Genomic DNA, 16,207 nt, shown 5'->3' with positions numbered 1-16,207 from the left:
TAAATAACATGGGCCTGATGAAAAAAATCGCCATCGGTATTATCGCTTTCCTGCTGTTATTGCTGACGGCGGTGGTGCTGCTGGTGGCGACCACGCCGGGTCTGCATCTGTTGCTGAACGGCGCGACGCGCGTGGTGCCGGGGCTGGAGATTGCCGGCGTCAGCGGCGGCTGGCGCGATCTGACGCTGAAAAACGTCAGCTATCAAATGCCGGGCGTCACGGTTAAGGCGGGTGAGTTTCATTTATCGCTGGCGCCGGGATGTTTACGGCGCGGCCAGCTGTGCATCAACGATTTGTCGGCGCAGAATATTGATGTGGCGGTGGATACCCAATCGCTGCCGGCGGCGGAAGAGCCCGCGCCGCCCGGTGAGCCGCTGACCGAGCTGTCGGCGCCGTTTCCGATCTCTTTGCGTCAGTTGACCCTGAACAATGTGCAGGTCACCGTGGACGGCACGGCGGTGTCGCTGGGGGAATTCCGTACCGGCATGCAGTGGGAAGAACGGCGGCTGACGCTGTTGCCGACCAGCATCAGCGCCTTGCTGGTGGCCTTGCCGAAAACGCCCGTCGACCTGCTGGAAGACGGAAAGGTGACGGCGCAGGAAGTGGCGGCGGTGGTTAAGCAAACGGCGGCCGAGGTGCGCGAATCGGTTGAAAAGGGCACGACGCAGCCGATTCAGATAGATAAGACGCTTTCCGTCGCCGGCGATAACGGGGCGGCGCCTGTTAAACCGGCCGCTGAAACGGACGCCTTGCCCGAACAGCCGCTCGGCGAGCGGCTGGCTGAGCTGTTCTCCAAACCCTTATTACCCGACTTGCCGTCATTCACCTTGCCGCTGGATGTGAATATCGCGGAAATTCACGGCGAACAGCTGCGGCTGACGGGTGACCAGGAGATCCTGATTTCCGATCTGCTGATTCAGGCATCCACGCAGCAGCAGCGTATTAACCTGGAGAAATTTGTGGTTCAGTCGCCGCAGGGGGGACTGAATATGCGCGGCGCGGCCACCCTGAGCGAGAGCTGGCCGGTTTCCCTGACGGCGAATGGCGTGCTGAACGTCGATCCGCTGAAAGGGGAAAAACTCAAGCTGACCGTGGACGGCGGACTGCGCGAACAGCTGAACGTGGCGCTTAATTTATCCGGCCCGCAGCGGGCGCAGCTCACCCTGCAGACCGAACTGGCGCAGGCTGGCCTGCCGCTGGCGCTGACGCTGCAAACCGAGCGGGTGCGCTGGCCGTTAACGGGAGACGCGCAATATCAGGTGAACAATCTGCTGTTGCGCCTGAACGGCAAGGCCACGGATTACGCCTTATCGCTGCGCGGCGATATTCGCGGCGCCGATCTGCCGCCCGCCGCGCTGTCGCTGGACGGCAAAGGGAACGAGCAGCAATTTAATCTGGAACGCCTGCGGTTGTCGGCTCTGCAAGGGAACGCCGACCTGAGCGGCGTGGTGGACTGGAGTAAAGCCGTCAGCTGGCGCAGCGAACTGGTGCTGAGCGGCATCACTACGGCGAAACAGTGGCCCGACTGGCCGGCGAAAGTGGACGGCAAAGTGACCGTGCGCGGCAGCCTGTATGGCGGCAGCTGGCAGTTGCGGGTGCCGGAGCTGCGTCTGGACGGCAACGTGAAGCAGAACAAGCTCACCGCCAGAGGTCAGCTAAGCGGCAATGCCGCCGGTCAGTGGCAGATCCCCGGCCTTAATCTGGCGCTGGGGCGTAATCAGCTCAACGTGAAAGGCGAACTCAGCGATAAATGGCAGCTGGATGCGGATATCAATGCGCCGGCGCTCACCGGTCTGTTGCCCGGTCTGGCCGGGCAGGCGCTCGGTACGCTGAAGCTGCGCGGTCACCTGCGTGAGCCGCAGATTCTGGCGGATATCACGGCGTCGGGGCTGCGCTGGCAGGAGATGGCGATTCAGCGCGTTGCGCTGAAGGCCGACGTGCGCTCCGAACAGCAGATTCAGGGGCAGATTGCGCTGCGGGTGGAGCAACTGCGTCAGGCGGATCTGAATATCCGGCTGTTGACCCTCAACGCCGACGGCAACGAGCGGCAGCATCAGCTGCGCCTGAATATGTCGGGGGAACCGGTAGCGGGACAGTTGGCGCTTTCCGGCAGTTTCGATCGTCAGGCGCAGCGTTGGCGCGGTACGCTGAATAACACCCGTTTCGATACGCCGGTCGGCGAGTGGCGTCTGACGCAGGCCGTGGCGCTGGATTACCTCAACGCCCAGCAAAAAATCACCATCGGCGCGCATTGCTGGCGTAATCCCCATGCCGAGCTCTGCGTCGCCAGACCCATTGAGGCCGGGCCGAGCGGTCAGGCTAGCATCCGTCTGAACCGCTTTGATTTGGCCATGCTGAAGCCTTTCCTGAGCGAGGAGACGCAGCTGGCGGGCACCTTCAGCGGCGGGGCCGACGTCAGCTGGCAGGCCGGACAAAGTTTGCCGCAGGCGAAAGTGACGCTGGCGGGCAACGGGGTCAATGTCCGCCAGCTGGTTCAGGGGAAAACGCTGCCCGTCGCCTTTGATACCTTAACCCTGAACGCCGGCATCGATGGCGGTCGCGCGCAGCTGGGCTGGCTGATCGCCATCCGCGATAACGGCCGCTTAAGCGGCGACGTGCAGATTAGCGATCCGCAGGGAAGGCGTAATCTCGGCGGCACGGTCACCATCAATAATATTTCGCTGGCGCTGCTTAACCCGGTGTTGCAACAAGGGGAGAAGGTCACCGGCATACTGAATGCCAATCTGCGTCTGGCGGGGGACGCGCAACGTCCGCAGATATTCGGCCAGATGGTGCTGGAGCGGCTTGACGTCGACGGCAGCTGGATGCCGATCGATCTGACCAACGGACGGCTCGCGGTGAGTTTCAGCGGCATGTCCTCAACGCTGCAGGGATTCCTGAAAACCGATAACGGACAGGTAAACCTGGGCGGCAATGCCGACTGGTCGCAGCCAGACGCCTGGCGGGCGCGCATCGCGGCTATCGGTCAGCGCATCAGGGTTACCGTGCCGCCGATGGCGCGTCTGGACGTTTCGCCCGACATCGTGTTTGAGGCGACGCCGCAGCTGTTCGCGTTAAACGGCTCGGTCAGTATTCCCTGGGCGCGAATTGTGGTCAATGAGCTGCCGGAAAGCGCGGTGGCGGTATCGTCGGACGAGGTGATGCTGGACCAACAGCGTCAGCCGCTGGAGACGGCCTCCGCCTCCATACCGATCAACAGCAACCTGACCATTCGCATCGGCAATGACGTGCGGCTGGATGCCTATGGACTCAAGGCGCGTTTGCAGGGCGACCTGAAAATGGTGCAGGATGAACGCGGGCTGGGACTGAACGGACAGATAGATATCCCTTCCGGGCGTTTCAAGGCGTACGGGCAGGATCTTATCGTGCAGAAAGGGCAGTTGCTGTTCTCCGGTCCGCCGGATCAGCCTCTGCTCAATATTGAAGCCGTGCGTAATCCTGATAATACCGCGGATGACGTCACCGCCGGCGTGCGCGTCACCGGAGTGGCGAGCGCGCCCAAGCTGGAGGTTTTCTCCGATCCGACCATGTCGCAGCAGGAAGCCCTGTCCTATCTGCTCAGAGGCGAGGGGCTCGACAGCAGCGGAGCCGATAGCGCGGCCATGACCTCAATGCTTATTGGTTTAGGGGTTGCGCAAAGCGGTCAAGTTGTGGGTAAAATCGGCGAGGCTTTTGGCGTAAGCAATTTAGCTTTGGATACACAAGGCGCTGGCGACGATTCTCAAGTGGTGGTCAGCGGTTACGTCCTTCCCGGCCTGCAGGTTAAATACGGTGTTGGCATATTTGATTCTTTGGCAACGTTGACGCTACGTTATCGCTTAATGCCGAAGCTATACCTGGAAGCGGTGTCTGGTATCGATCAGGCATTAGATTTGCTCTATCAGTTTGAGTTTTAGCGATGCGAATTATTGTCTACGGCAGTTTACGGCGCAAACAGGGGAATAGTCACTGGATGACCAACGCCCAGTGGCTGGGGGATTGTCGGCTCGATGGGTTCGAGCTGTACAATCTCGGCCTTTACCCGGCGGTGGTGCCCGGTAATGGGGAAATTTATTGCGAGGTGTATCGCATCAGTTCGTCAATACTGGCCGAGCTGGATGCGCTAAAGCGGGACGGTCACGAATATCAGCGTGAACTGATCGCCACCCCATTGGGCAACGCCTGGATCTACCTTTACAAACACTCGGTGGCAGGATTACCGCGTATCGCCAGCGGGGACTGGCTGAAGCGCGACGAAGAAGAATAGCGGACGCAATCAAGAAACAGCGCAAACCCATCCCGCCATAGTCATCCCCGCGCAGGCGGGGATCTGCTTTCAGCTAGTGCGTTGATATCAAGAAGATTCCTCCTCGCGAAGGCGGGACATGCAGGAATGACGGATCTGGATTCGCTATCGCCAATGGCTACTTTGTCAATGGCCTGAAACACTGCGCAGGCCGTGTTTGCGATTGCCGGCGATAGCTGTTTTTAGCCAACCGCCGCAACATCATTACTGGCGCGATTATCAAATGCGCCCCCGGTGAAGACGCGCGGCGTGCCTCCTCCCGTCACGATCTGATCCGCCTGCGTCACGGGTTTTTTCCCCGGCAATAAAGGGAATACCAGTTCAGCAAAACGGATAGACTCTTCCAGATGCGGGTAGCCGGACAGTACAAAGGTATCTACGCCCAGATCGACGTATTCCTGTAGGCGCTGCGCGACCGTCTGAGGATCGCCCACCAGCGCGGTGCCCGCCCCGCCGCGAACCAATCCCACCCCTGCCCAGAGGTTGGGGCTGATTTCCAGCTTATCTTTCTTGCCGCCGTGTAAGGATGATATCCGATGCTGACCCACGGAATCCTGACGGGCGAAATTCGCCTGCGCTTTGGCAATCGTTTCATCATCCAGATGCTGGATTAACCGCTCCGCGGCCTGCCAGGCTTCATCATTCGTTTCCCGCACGATGACATGCAAACGCACGCCGAAACGAACCTGGCGCCCATGTTTTTCGGCTTTTGAACGCACATCCTCGATCTTTTCTTTCACGGCTTCGGGAGGCTCTCCCCAGGTTAAATACGCGTCGACCTGCTTGCCGGCAAGTTCATGGGCGGCCTCGGAAGAACCGCCGAAATAAAGCGGGGGAGAGGATTTTTTTTCAGAAGAGTAATAATTCCTGGCATTTTTGGCCTGGATATACTTTCCATCAAAGTTGACCGTTTCGTCGTTAAATAACTTTTTCCATACCGTAATAAACTCATCGGCCAGTTCATAACGCTGGTCGTGCTCCAGGAATACGCCTTCTGCGGCCAGCTCATCGGCATCGCCTCCCGGCACTACGTTAAGCAGCAAGCGGCCGTGTAAGGCTTGATCCAGCGTCGCGGCCTGCCTGGCGATGACGACGGGATGCGCCGTCGAGGTCCGTAACGCGACCAACAGCTTAATGCGGTTGGTCACGGGAACCAGGCTCGAAGCGGTAATCCAGGGGTCGAGATTACCGCTGCCCGTGGGAATTAACAGACCGTCGTATCCCAGATTCTCTGCTGACACGGCGATCTGCCGTAAATATTCATTTGTCGCATAACGCCCGGCAGGAGATTTGCCAAGATAACGCGTGTCGCCGGATGTGGGTAGAAACCAGAAAATTTCTGTGCTCATCGTATGTCTCCTTACTCTATAAAGGATTAATCAACCGGTATGCACGCGGTAAATCATGATTGATAACGTCATCCGGCAATGGCTGTATTACGGTTATGGATTAGCGCCTTGGGGTTTATCCTGCGACCAGCGCGCCTGGTTGACGTCGACTTTCACCGGAATCAAACCAACGCCGGTAAACGTATCGGCCAGCGTCTGCTGCTGGCGGATAACGTCATCGGTTATGCGTTGCGTACCGAAAGGCATACGCGCCAGCGCCCGCAGCCATATCGGTTGCGGCAGGCCGGTACTTTGGGACAGCACCTGCGCCACCTCGTCATGATTATCGTTGGCCCAAACGCTCAGTTGCGTAAGCTGTTCGATGACCAACTTGGCGATGTCAGGATGGTTCTCAGCGAATCGCCGGCTGGCGAGATAGAAGGTGTAGTGCGGTACAAGACCTTCGGCATCCTGAAGCAGGCGCGCGCCGGCGTTGGTTTCAACCTCCGCATAGAACGGGTCCCAGATTACCCAGGCATCGATGCTGCCATTCTGGAATGCCGCCCGCGCATCGCTGGGCGTCAGGTAGACCGGCGTGATATCGGTATAGGACAGCCCGGCTTTTTTCAGCGCCTCAATGAGCAGATAATTCACATCCGACCCCTTATTCAGGGCCACCCGCTTGCCTTTAAGATCTTTTACGTGTTGCACCGTCGATTCTTTCGGCACCACGATCGCTTCGGTCTTTGGATTGGGGATGTTGTGCGCCAGATAAACCAAATCCGCTTTGGCCGCCTGGGCGAAGGCTGGAGGGGCGTCGCCGGTGGCGGCAAGGTCGATACTGCCGACGTTGAGCCCCTCCAGCATTTGCGGACCGGCGGGAAACTCGATCCAGCGGGTGGCGATGCCCTTTTGTTTCAACGCTTCGTCGAGCGTGCCGCGGGACTTGAGCAGCGCCAGAATATTGGCTTTTTGAAAGCCGATATTCAACTGCTTGAGGGGCTGTGCCTCTGCGAACGCCTGACTGAATATTCCCAGCGCCAGCAACGCGATGACCGGACGCAGCAAGCGCCGTGCTAAAACATACCCGTAATTCATAAAACCGCCTGTTTATCCGTAGTGAAATAGCTAAAAAACTCAGCGGGAGATTAAGACGAACCGCCTGGATTAACGTGAAGGTTTACGTTGTAAGAGGTCGCCGATTTTGTCAAAGTAAAAGATTGGTATTGCATAGGGTATTTAATTATTAACGATATAAAATCTCGCTAACAACCTATCTTTTTAAGATAAAAACTAAAAAATGGTTACGCGCAGCAGTTATCCTCTGAAACGGATGGCGTTAAGCGCGATGCTTTGCGGTGGGTATTGCACGACGGGATCTGTTGCGGAATGCATGCCGGCTTACGCCGGCATGATGAAAGAAACGTTGTTAGACGGGGCTTATTTCTTGGCGCGTTCGAAAGAGGCGACGATTTCCGCTTTGGCGGCTTGCGCGTTGTCCCAGCCTTCTACTTTAACCCACTTGCCCTTTTCCAGATCTTTGTAATGTTCAAAGAAATGGCCGATTTGCGCGCGCAGCAATTCCGGCAGATCGTTGACGTCTTTGATGTGATCGTAGTCTTTGGTCAGCTTGCTGTGCGGAACGGCGACCAGCTTGGCATCCTCACCGGCTTCGTCGGTCATTTTCAGCACGCCGACCGGGCGGCAGCGAATGACGGAGCCCGGCTGTAACGGATAAGGGGTCGGCACCAGCACGTCAACCGGATCGCCATCCAGCGACAGCGTGTGGTTGATGTAGCCATAGTTACATGGGTAGAACATGGCGGTAGACATGAAACGGTCTACAAACAGCGCTCCCGTATCCTTATCAATCTCGTATTTGATCGGATCGGCGTTAGCGGGGATTTCAATAACTACGTAGATATCTTCCGGGAGATCTTTACCTGCCGGGACATTGTTCAGACTCATGTCGCTTTCCTTCTCTTCAAAGCTGAAATGGAGTGCCGGTCATTATAGCCAACTCACAGAGAAAGTCGCCGATTTTTAGGAGGACGGGTGAAGCCGCGGACGCGTTGCCACGCTTGTCCGGCTACCTCTTTTATCGCCGTATTTACCGCGCATCAGCGCTCGCTGTCGGTGGTCTGTTTTTTTCTGCGCAGTTTATTCCAGATTTTACTTTCCTGCCCGCGCCACAAACGCTGAATGTTGTCGTGATGGCGCATCAGTATCAGGCAGGAGAGCATGGCGACCGGGAAGGTGAACTGCGGCTTAAACCACCAGACGTAGAACGGCGCGATAAGCGCGCTGATAATCGCCCCGAGCGACGAATAGCCGCTGAGCAGCACGGTAAGCAGCCAGGTGCCGGTCATCAGGCCGGTGAGGTCCCAGCCGATTGGCGCAATGGCGCCGAGGGCGGTGGCGACGCCTTTGCCGCCGCGAAAACGAAAAAAGACCGGGTAGATATGGCCGAGACAGGCGGCGATGGCGGTCAGGCCGAGGTACAGCGGGGGAATGCCCAGCGCATAAGCCGCCCAGACGGGCAGCATCCCTTTCAGAATATCGAAAACCAGCACCGCGGCCGCGGCGGACTTGCCGCCGATACGCAGTACGTTGGTGGCGCCAGGATTTCCTGAACCATGCTTGCGGGGATCCGGCAGCCCGGCGATCCGGCAGACCAGAATCGCGCTGGAAATCGAGCCGCACAGATACGCGATTACTATCATGCCAAGCGCGATTGCACTCATAACGCGGTTCCGTTTAATAAGGGTCGTTTTACTCTTCGCATCTGTGGATAATACGCATATTCCGTCGGAAGTGGTATCCGACAACGACAAAAACAGAGAACGGCGTGATGGATATCGTATTTATTGAAGAGCTTGGCGTAATTACCACCATTGGTGTTTACGATTGGGAACAGACGATTCAGCAGAAGCTGGTGTTCGATATCGAAATGGGATGGGATAACCGTCAGGCGGCGACCAGCGATGACGTTAATGACTGTTTAAGCTATGCCGACGTCAGCGAAGCGGTGATTGCGCTGGTGGCCGGACAGCGCTTTGCGCTGGTCGAGCGCGTCGCGGAGGAGGTGGCGCAGATGCTGATGCAGCGTTTCCCGATCCCCTGGCTGCGCATCAAGGTCGCCAAGCCGGGCGCCGTGGCGCAGGCGCGCCAGGTCGGCGTGGTGATTGAGCGCGGCACGCGATAAATCTGATTTAGCAGCGTTAATAATGATTTACGAGCCACTAAGCGGTAATCTACGAGGTCTATGGGGCTTATAGCGGCTCGCTGGGTGGCGCAGCCGTTTTTTTATGGCGGTAAGGGAGTTTAGATGACGGACCTGCATTCGTTGTTAATCGCATTTATTCTTGGGGTGGTTGAAGGGCTTACCGAGTTTTTGCCGGTTTCCTCCACCGGTCACATGATTATTGTCGGCCACTGGCTGGGATTTGCCGATGACAAGGCCAAAACCTTTGAGGTGATTATCCAGCTGGGTTCGATTCTGGCGGTGGTGGTGATGTTCTGGCGCCGCCTGTTCGGCCTTATCGGCATTCATTTCGGTCAGGTTCCCCATGAGGGACACACCGCGGGACGTTTGAAGCTGAGCCATATTCTGCTGGCGATGATCCCGGCGGTGGTGCTGGGGCTGGTTTTTCACGACGTTATCAAATCGCTGTTTGATCCCAAAAATGTGATGTATGCGCTGGTTGTCGGGGGCTTTCTGCTGCTGGCGGCGGAGTGGTTAAAACCCAAAAAGCCGCGGGCGGTGGGGCTGGACGATATCACCCATCGTCAGGCTTTTATCATCGGTTGTTTTCAGTGTTTGGCGCTGTGGCCGGGGTTTTCCCGCTCCGGCGCCACCATCTCCGGCGGAATGCTGATGGGCGTCAGCCGCTATGCGGCGTCGGAGTTCTCTTTTATTCTGGCGGTTCCGATGATGATGGGGGCGACGGTGCTGGATCTGTACAAGAGCTGGCATTTCCTGTCATTGGCCGACCTGCCGATGTTCGCCGTCGGCTTTGTGACCGCCTTTGTGGTGGCGCTGATCGCCATTAAAACCTTTTTGCAGATTATCAAACGCATCTCTTTCGTGCCGTTCGCTATCTATCGCTTCTTTGTGGCGGCGGCGGTGTATGTGGTGTTTTTGTAGGAGCGTCCTGCTGCGTTTTCCACTGCTCCAGCGCCTTGCGGCGGCGGCGGTTGAGTTCGTTGCGGACCTCAATGCCCTGATGGCCGTCGGCGACGACCTCGGCGCTGGTGACGCCGCTGGCGACCCGAAACGCCTGGCGCAGATAATCGCCCTGCGGATAAGGACTCTCTTCAAAGCCGGTGCGGCCGCGGGCGTCCGCCTCGCTGGACAGCGCCAACTGCTCCAGCCGCTGCGGCTTGCGCCAGACGTCGAGGGCATCAAACAGTTTCAGCAAGGTTTTGGGCTGTAGCGCCTGGACGGTATGAATCAGGTCGTGGTATTCCGCCACCAGTTTCGCCAGATCGCGGATATGATTGGGAATGCGCAAACGCTGGCACAGCGCCTCCACAAGCTTAACCCCCGCCGGACCGTGGCCGTGATGCCGGGGCCACAGCTCCGGCGGCGTCAGCCCCTTGCCGAGATCGTGGCACAGGGCGGCGAAGCGCACGTCGATATCCGGGCTGAGGCGGGCGGCGACCGCCAGCGTCATCAGGGTATGAATGCCGGTATCAATTTCCGGGTGCCATTTGGCCGGCGCCGGAACGCCATAAAGCTTATCGATTTCAGGAAACAGCACCGCCAGCGCGCCGCACTCTCTGAGCACCTGGAAATAGACCTGGGGGCTGTCGGTGGCGAGCGCCTTCTCGGTTTCTTTCCAGACGCGCTCCGGCGTCAGGTAGGCGAGCTCGCCGCCGCGCGTCATTTTGCTCATCAGCGCCATGGTTTCTTCGGCGATGCGAAAACCCAGGTTGGCGAAACGGGCGGCGAAACGCGCCACGCGCAGCACCCTGAGCGGATCTTCGCTGAACGCGTCGGAGACGTGGCGCAGCAGGCGGTTTTCCAGGTCGCGCCGGCCGTGATAGGGATCGATCAACTCGCCCTGTTCGCTGCGGGCGATGGCGTTAATGGTCAGATCCCGGCGCAGTAAATCCTGTTCCAGCGTCACGTCGGGGGCGGCATGGCAGACAAACCCGGTGTAGCCGCTGCCGGATTTTCGTTCGGTGCGGGCCAGCGCATATTCATCGCGGCTTTGCGGGTGCAAAAAGACCGGAAAATCCCTGCCGACCTGTTGATAACCCTGCGCCAGCAGCTGTTCCGGCGTGGCGCCGACCACCACCCAGTCCTTCTCGGTGACCGGCAAGTTAAGCAGGCTGTCTCGTACGGCGCCGCCGACAAGGTAAATATTCAACGTCGGACTCCTGAGTATGCGGTGGTATTCACTACATATTAACATCTTTGCTGCGTATTATTGACCGCCGGTAAAAATGCCTGCGCAGGCATCGCTCTTAACCCATCCAGCGGTCGTTTTTCTTTCTGCGCGGGATAATGTGCGGCAGCAGCAGACCCAGCAATAGCCCGATGCCCGCCACGCCGCCGCCGTACATAAACCATTGCAGAATGATGGTGCGCTGTTTGTCGTCAAGCTGGACATTGGCGGCGCTGACTTTTTTCTGCGCCACGATAAGCTGATTCTTCAATTCCTCATTTTCGCTGCGTAATCCATTGATAATGTCGTCGCTGGCGGCGACTTTCTGCTGCATATCCGCCGTGCGCTGGTTCCAGGTCTGATCGATATTGTTCAGTTTTTCCGTCAGATCCTTCACCTGGCTTTCCAGTTCGGGAACGCGGGTGCGCAGGCTGGGCGTTTCGCTGAGCTGATCGAGCGGGATCCAACTGGTGCGGTTTTTGTCATCGCGGATTTGCGCGTAGCCCGCCCCCTGATTAACGCTGAGCACCGTGACTTGATCGCCGGCGTTCAACGTGCCGATGATGCGGTATTGATTACCCGGCCCGCTGTGGATATAGGTCAGCAACTCATCGGAAACATAGCGTTTTTCTTCGGCGTGAGCCGCGCCGCTTAAAATGAAGGTTATCAAGGTAAAAAAAATCAGGCTTAATTTCTGCATAAGATCATCGTGTTGCGTGAGTTATGGGACGATAGTAGAGGGTTAAGTCTGACGAGGCAATGATTAAACAGAAATGAGAACTATCTTACTCTTGGTCCGAAGGGGGCGATAAAACAGAGCGCGCTGCAAAGGTGGCAAGGTGAAGTAAAATGTTATTTACTGGCGCCATTCACATTGATCCCGGTGTAACAAATTATGAGTGAAGAAATCGAACTGAAATTTATTGTTCATCCCGACGGCGTTGATACGCTACGGCAGCAGTTATCCGGCTGGCAGAGCGAGTACAGCCATTCCGAACATCTGCGCGCCCGGCGGCTGACCAATACCTACTATGAGACGGCGGATAATTTCCTGCGCCGACATGGCATCGGGCTGCGCATTCGCGGCGAGAATGAGCGTTACGAAATGACGGCGAAAACCGCCGGCAACGTGGTCGGCGGGCTGCACCAGCATCCGGAATATAATCTGGCGCTGGAAAAGGCGGAGCTGGATCTGGCCCTTTTCCCGGCGGATATCTGGCCGGAAAACTGCGATCCTGCGGCGCTCCAGCAGTCGCTCCAACCGCTGTTCAGCACCGATTTTACCCGTGAAAAGTGGGTGGTCACTTATCATCAAAGCGTGATTGAGGTCGCCCTTGACCTGGGTGAGGTGCGCGCGGGCGAACTCAGCGAACCCCTGTGTGAACTGGAGATGGAGCTCAAACTGGGGCAGACTACCGACCTGCTTGAGCTGGCGAAGGAGATTGCGGAATTCGGCGGCCTGCGTCAGGGCAGCCTGAGCAAAGCCGCGCGCGGCTATCATCTGGCGCAGGGCAACCCGCCCCGCGAGTGCCGCCCGCTCGGCATCCTGGTGGTGGAGCCGAAAACCAATATCGATCAGGCGATCCGCGCGGCGCTGGAGTATGCGCTGAGCCACTGGCAATACCATGAGGAGCTTTGGGTGCGCGGCAACGCCGACGCCCGCCACGCGCTGCCGCAGGCCGGCGCGCTGATTCGCGAGATGCTGGTGCTGGTGGGCGGGGTGGTGTCGCGTAAGGTGACGACGCTTTTTCGCGCCGCGCTCGCCAGTCTGGAGGCCGGCGTCGAAAGGACGGAGGATGCGCAAGAGCTATGCTACGGCGTGGAGTATCTGCAAAGTAAGCTGGTGCTTACTTCATGGCTGGTTGAAGCCGGCTGGCGTAACTATATGGATAATAAAGATCGCATCAGGCTGCAGGGCTCCTACAAACGTTTCGCCGATATCATGCTGGGCCGCAGTTCCGCCGATCTGAGAAGCACGTTCGCCAGCACGCTGAGCGAAGTGCAATATATACAGCAACTGCCGCGCCTGCAGCGCAATATTTGCGCCTTTCAGCTGTTATCCGGCGCTTATCCGGTGGAACAGACGGAAGCGTACATCGATCGCTGGCGCGCGCTGATTCAGGCCATTGAGCAACAGGCGGCCGATCACACCCCGTCGCCCTATCTGGAAGCCTGCCGTAAACAGGCGTTGGCTCAGCCGCCATTCTGGCTGCACAGCGCCGGCTAACCGTTAACGCATTTATCCGCCGGCGATGGCGGATCAAGGGAACCACCATGCCGCTACTTCCTTTGCCGCCGTTACTGGCGCAACAGTCTCAACGGATTTTATCGCGTTTGCGGGAAACCGCCGCCGATTACCCGCCGGCGGCGGACGACGATCTCGCCGTATTGGCGCTGAGCGATTTCGTCAGCGACGCGCTTACGCGGTATCCCGACTGGTGGCGGGAGATCCATCGGCAGCCGCCGCGGCCGGAAGAGTGGCGACATTATGCCGATTGGCTGAATCAGGCGCTGGCCGCGGTCAATGACGAAACGGGGCTGATGACGGTATTGCGGCGGTTCCGTCGCCGTATGCTGGTAAGGATCGCCTGGTCGCAGACGTTGCGCACCAGCACCACGGAGCAGACGCTGCGCCAGCTCAGCGAGCTGGCGGAAACGCTGATTATCGCCGCCCGCGACTGGCTGTATCAGGCCTGCTGCCGGGAGTGGGGAACGCCGGTCAACGGGCAGGGCGCGGCCCAGCCGCTGCTGATCCTGGGAATGGGGAAGCTGGGCGGCGGCGAGTTGAACTTCTCCTCGGATATCGATCTGATTTTCGTCTATCCGGAAAACGGACAGACCCAGGGCGGACGCCGCGAACTGGATAATGCGCAGTTTTTTACCCGGCTGGGCCAGCGGCTGATAAAAGTGCTGGATCAGCCGACGGTGGACGGCTTTGTCTATCGCGTCGATATGCGGCTGCGCCCGTTCGGCGACAGCGGCCCGCTGGTGCTGAGCTTCGCCGCCATGGAAGATTATTATCAGGAGCAGGGGCGGGACTGGGAACGCTATGCGATGGTCAAAGCCCGCCTGCTGGGCGGCATGGACGACGCCTACAGCCAGGAGCTGCGCAGTACGCTGCGGCCCTTTGTTTTCCGCCGCTATATCGATTTCAGCGTGATTCAGTCGCTGCGCAATATGAAAGGGATGATCGCCCGCGAAGTCCGTCGGCGCGACTTGCGCGACAATATCAAGCTGGGGGCGGGCGGTATTCGGGAAATCGAATTTATCACCCAGGTTTTTCAGCTGATCCGCGGCGGGCGCGAATCCGGGCTACAGGAGCGGGCGCTGCTGCCCACGCTGCGTCATATCGGCGAGCTGGGGCTGCTGGCGCCGCCTCAGGTCGACGAACTCGGCGAGGCGTACCGTTTTCTGCGCCGTCTGGAAAATCTTCTGCAGGCGATAGCCGACGAGCAAACGCAAACGCTGCCCGAGGACGAACTCGATCGGCAGCGGCTGGCCTGGGGCATGGGATTCGCCGACTGGGCGCAGCTGCAACAGGCGCTGCTGCAGCACATGCTGGCGGTGCGCCGCGTGTTTGACGATTTAATCGGCGATGACGCGCCGGACAGCGACGATATTCCCGAACACGCCAGCTACCGTAGCCTGTGGCAGGACAGGCTGGATGAGGCCGATCTGGCGTCGCTGACGCCGCACCTGACGGAAAGCGTGCGCGAGAAACTGCTGCGCGCGGTCATCGAGTTTCGCCACGACGTGGCGAAACGCACCATCGGCCCGCGCGGGCGCGACGTGCTCGACCAACTGATGCCCAACCTGCTGGCGGAAGCGTGCGCCCGACAGGATGCGGATACCATTTTATCGCGCCTGACGCCGCTGCTGTTGGGGATTATGACCCGCACCACCTACCTGGAGCTGCTGCTGGAATCGCGTCCGGCGCTGGCGCAGCTGGTCCGGCTGTGCGCTGCCTCGCCGATGGTGGCCAGCCAGTTGGCGCGCTATCCGCTGTTGCTCGATGAACTGCTCGATTCCGCCACCCTGTATCAACCGATCGCCCCGGACGCCTATGTCGATGAGCTGCGGCAGTATCTCCTCAGGGTGTCGGAGGAGGACGAAGAGCAGCAGCTGGAAGCGCTGCGCCAGTTCAAGCAGGCGCAGCTGCTGCGTATTGCCGCCGGGGATATCGCCGGCGCGCTGCCGGTGATGAAAGTGAGCGATCACTTAACCTATCTGGCCGAAGCCATCATCGCCGCGGTAGTGCAGCAGGCCTGGGGGCAGATGGCGGCGCGCTACGGCCAGCCGGCCCATTTGCGGCAGCGCGAGGGGCGCGGATTCGCGGTGATCGCCTACGGCAAGCTGGGGGGCTGGGAGCTGGGTTACGGCTCCGATCTCGATCTGGTTTTTCTGCACGATTGCCCGTCCGAGGTGATGACCGACGGCGAACGCAGCATTGACGGCCGCCAGTTTTACCTGCGGCTGGCCCAGCGGGTGATACATCTGTTCAGCACCCGCACCTCGTCGGGGATTTTGTATGAGGTGGATGCGCGGCTACGGCCGTCGGGGTCGGCGGGGATGCTGGTCAGCACCGTGGAAGCCTTTGACGACTATCAGCGCAACGAAGCCTGGACCTGGGAGCATCAGGCGCTGGTGCGGGCGCGGATGGTTTACGGCGAGAGCGGCGTACAGCGGCAGTTTGAAGACATTCGCCGCAACATCCTGTGCCGCGAGCGCGATGGGGAGAAACTGCGTGGCGAAGTGCGCGACATGCGCGAGAAGATGCGCCAGCATCTGGCGAATAAAGACAAAACGCTGTTCGACCTGAAAACCGACGCCGGCGGGATCACCGATATCGAATTTATCGTCCAGTATCTGGTGCTGCGCTATGCGTCGCGGGAGCCGCGCCTGACCCGCTGGTCGGATAACGTGCGCATCCTGGAGATGATGGCGCGGTACGGCGTGATGGAAGAGAGCGAGGCGCATGCCCTGCGGCTGGCTTACGTTACGCTGCGCAATGAGCTGCATCATCTGGCGTTGCAGGAGATCGCCGGCCGGGTGAGCCAGGAAAAATTTATCGCCGAACGTCGGCAGGTGCGACACAGCTGGAACAAATGGCTGGGTTGAGAGAGTCCTCGCATTCTGCTTAACCGGGATGCGCTTTTTAATAGTAATAATCGGGCCTGTGA

At 58.9% G+C, this 16,207-nt stretch carries 12 protein-coding genes; 6 read left to right on the top strand and 6 right to left on the bottom strand.

The genetic code is table 11. The features are described 5' to 3' along the window. The first annotated feature begins 8 nt into the window (after window positions 1-8). Window positions 9-3,917, top strand: a complete 3,909-nt coding sequence (tamB, locus tag DDT56_RS14715) for an autotransporter assembly complex protein TamB (protein WP_136167271.1) — start codon at window positions 9-11, stop codon at window positions 3,915-3,917. Between the two features lie 2 nt (window positions 3,918-3,919). Further along, a complete protein-coding gene (locus tag DDT56_RS14710) occupies window positions 3,920-4,267 on the top strand; it encodes a gamma-glutamylcyclotransferase family protein (protein ID WP_136167193.1) in 348 nt (115 codons plus the stop codon). Window positions 4,268-4,488: 221 nt separating this feature from the next. Here the strand turns inward: DDT56_RS14710 and ssuD are convergent, their stop codons facing one another. The 4 genes from ssuD to plsY form a co-directional block, all read right to left on the bottom strand. Continuing rightward, entirely contained in the window at window positions 4,489-5,655 is a 1,167-nt protein-coding gene (ssuD, locus tag DDT56_RS14705; protein ID WP_136167192.1) for an FMNH2-dependent alkanesulfonate monooxygenase, read from the bottom strand. Between the two features lie 93 nt (window positions 5,656-5,748). Continuing rightward, window positions 5,749-6,732 (bottom strand): sulfonate ABC transporter substrate-binding protein, encoded by a 984-nt coding sequence (locus tag DDT56_RS14700; RefSeq protein ID WP_136167191.1) that lies wholly within the window; start codon window positions 6,730-6,732, stop codon window positions 5,749-5,751. A gap of 342 nt (window positions 6,733-7,074) precedes the next feature. Beyond that, window positions 7,075-7,602: an inorganic diphosphatase gene (ppa, locus tag DDT56_RS14695; RefSeq protein ID WP_136167190.1), complete on the bottom strand. Its 528-nt coding sequence runs from the start codon at window positions 7,600-7,602 to the stop codon at window positions 7,075-7,077. Window positions 7,603-7,754: 152 nt separating this feature from the next. After that, window positions 7,755-8,378, bottom strand: a complete 624-nt coding sequence (gene plsY / locus DDT56_RS14690; protein ID WP_136167189.1) for a glycerol-3-phosphate 1-O-acyltransferase PlsY — start codon at window positions 8,376-8,378, stop codon at window positions 7,755-7,757. A gap of 107 nt (window positions 8,379-8,485) precedes the next feature. Between plsY and folB the strand changes: the two genes are divergently transcribed. Both folB and bacA read left to right on the top strand, forming a co-directional pair. Next, window positions 8,486-8,839 (top strand): bifunctional dihydroneopterin aldolase/7,8-dihydroneopterin epimerase, encoded by a 354-nt coding sequence (gene folB / locus DDT56_RS14685; protein WP_136167188.1) that lies wholly within the window; start codon window positions 8,486-8,488, stop codon window positions 8,837-8,839. A 123-nt stretch (window positions 8,840-8,962) separates the two neighbouring features. Further along, window positions 8,963-9,781: an undecaprenyl-diphosphate phosphatase gene (gene bacA, locus DDT56_RS14680; protein ID WP_136167187.1), complete on the top strand. Its 819-nt coding sequence runs from the start codon at window positions 8,963-8,965 to the stop codon at window positions 9,779-9,781. On the opposite strand, the gene DDT56_RS14675 is transcribed toward bacA, so the two are convergent. Beyond that, window positions 9,732-11,009 (bottom strand): multifunctional CCA addition/repair protein, encoded by a 1,278-nt coding sequence (locus DDT56_RS14675; protein ID WP_136167186.1) that lies wholly within the window; start codon window positions 11,007-11,009, stop codon window positions 9,732-9,734. The two genes, bacA and DDT56_RS14675, sit on opposite strands and share 50 nt — an antisense overlap. A gap of 97 nt (window positions 11,010-11,106) precedes the next feature. Then, window positions 11,107-11,727: a TIGR04211 family SH3 domain-containing protein gene (locus tag DDT56_RS14670; RefSeq protein WP_136167185.1), complete on the bottom strand. Its 621-nt coding sequence runs from the start codon at window positions 11,725-11,727 to the stop codon at window positions 11,107-11,109. Between the two features lie 195 nt (window positions 11,728-11,922). On the opposite strand from DDT56_RS14670, the gene DDT56_RS14665 reads away from it, so the two are divergent. Together DDT56_RS14665 and glnE are read left to right on the top strand one after the other, a co-directional pair. Continuing rightward, window positions 11,923-13,254 (top strand): CYTH domain-containing protein, encoded by a 1,332-nt coding sequence (locus DDT56_RS14665; protein ID WP_136167184.1) that lies wholly within the window; start codon window positions 11,923-11,925, stop codon window positions 13,252-13,254. A gap of 47 nt (window positions 13,255-13,301) precedes the next feature. Beyond that, window positions 13,302-16,145: a bifunctional [glutamate--ammonia ligase]-adenylyl-L-tyrosine phosphorylase/[glutamate--ammonia-ligase] adenylyltransferase gene (gene glnE / locus DDT56_RS14660; RefSeq protein WP_136167183.1), complete on the top strand. Its 2,844-nt coding sequence runs from the start codon at window positions 13,302-13,304 to the stop codon at window positions 16,143-16,145. Window positions 16,146-16,207 lie beyond the last annotated feature (62 nt).

The sequence above is a fragment of the Brenneria corticis genome (assembly GCF_003115855.1).
Taxonomy (GTDB): domain Bacteria; phylum Pseudomonadota; class Gammaproteobacteria; order Enterobacterales; family Enterobacteriaceae; genus Brenneria; species Brenneria corticis.
Note: the sequence above shows the minus strand (reverse complement) of the source record. Positions and strands in the feature narration are given on the sequence as shown.

Coding starts and splice junctions, on each gene's coding strand:
- tamB (WP_136167271.1), top strand. CDS start 9: ATGGGCCTGATGAAAAAAATCGCCATCGGTATTATCGCTTTCCTGCTG.
- DDT56_RS14710 (WP_136167193.1), top strand. CDS start 3,920: ATGCGAATTATTGTCTACGGCAGTTTACGGCGCAAACAGGGGAATAGT.
- ssuD (WP_136167192.1), bottom strand. CDS start 5,655: ATGAGCACAGAAATTTTCTGGTTTCTACCCACATCCGGCGACACGCGT.
- DDT56_RS14700 (WP_136167191.1), bottom strand. CDS start 6,732: ATGAATTACGGGTATGTTTTAGCACGGCGCTTGCTGCGTCCGGTCATC.
- ppa (WP_136167190.1), bottom strand. CDS start 7,602: ATGAGTCTGAACAATGTCCCGGCAGGTAAAGATCTCCCGGAAGATATC.
- plsY (WP_136167189.1), bottom strand. CDS start 8,378: ATGAGTGCAATCGCGCTTGGCATGATAGTAATCGCGTATCTGTGCGGC.
- folB (WP_136167188.1), top strand. CDS start 8,486: ATGGATATCGTATTTATTGAAGAGCTTGGCGTAATTACCACCATTGGT.
- bacA (WP_136167187.1), top strand. CDS start 8,963: ATGACGGACCTGCATTCGTTGTTAATCGCATTTATTCTTGGGGTGGTT.
- DDT56_RS14670 (WP_136167185.1), bottom strand. CDS start 11,727: ATGCAGAAATTAAGCCTGATTTTTTTTACCTTGATAACCTTCATTTTA.
- DDT56_RS14665 (WP_136167184.1), top strand. CDS start 11,923: ATGAGTGAAGAAATCGAACTGAAATTTATTGTTCATCCCGACGGCGTT.
- glnE (WP_136167183.1), top strand. CDS start 13,302: ATGCCGCTACTTCCTTTGCCGCCGTTACTGGCGCAACAGTCTCAACGG.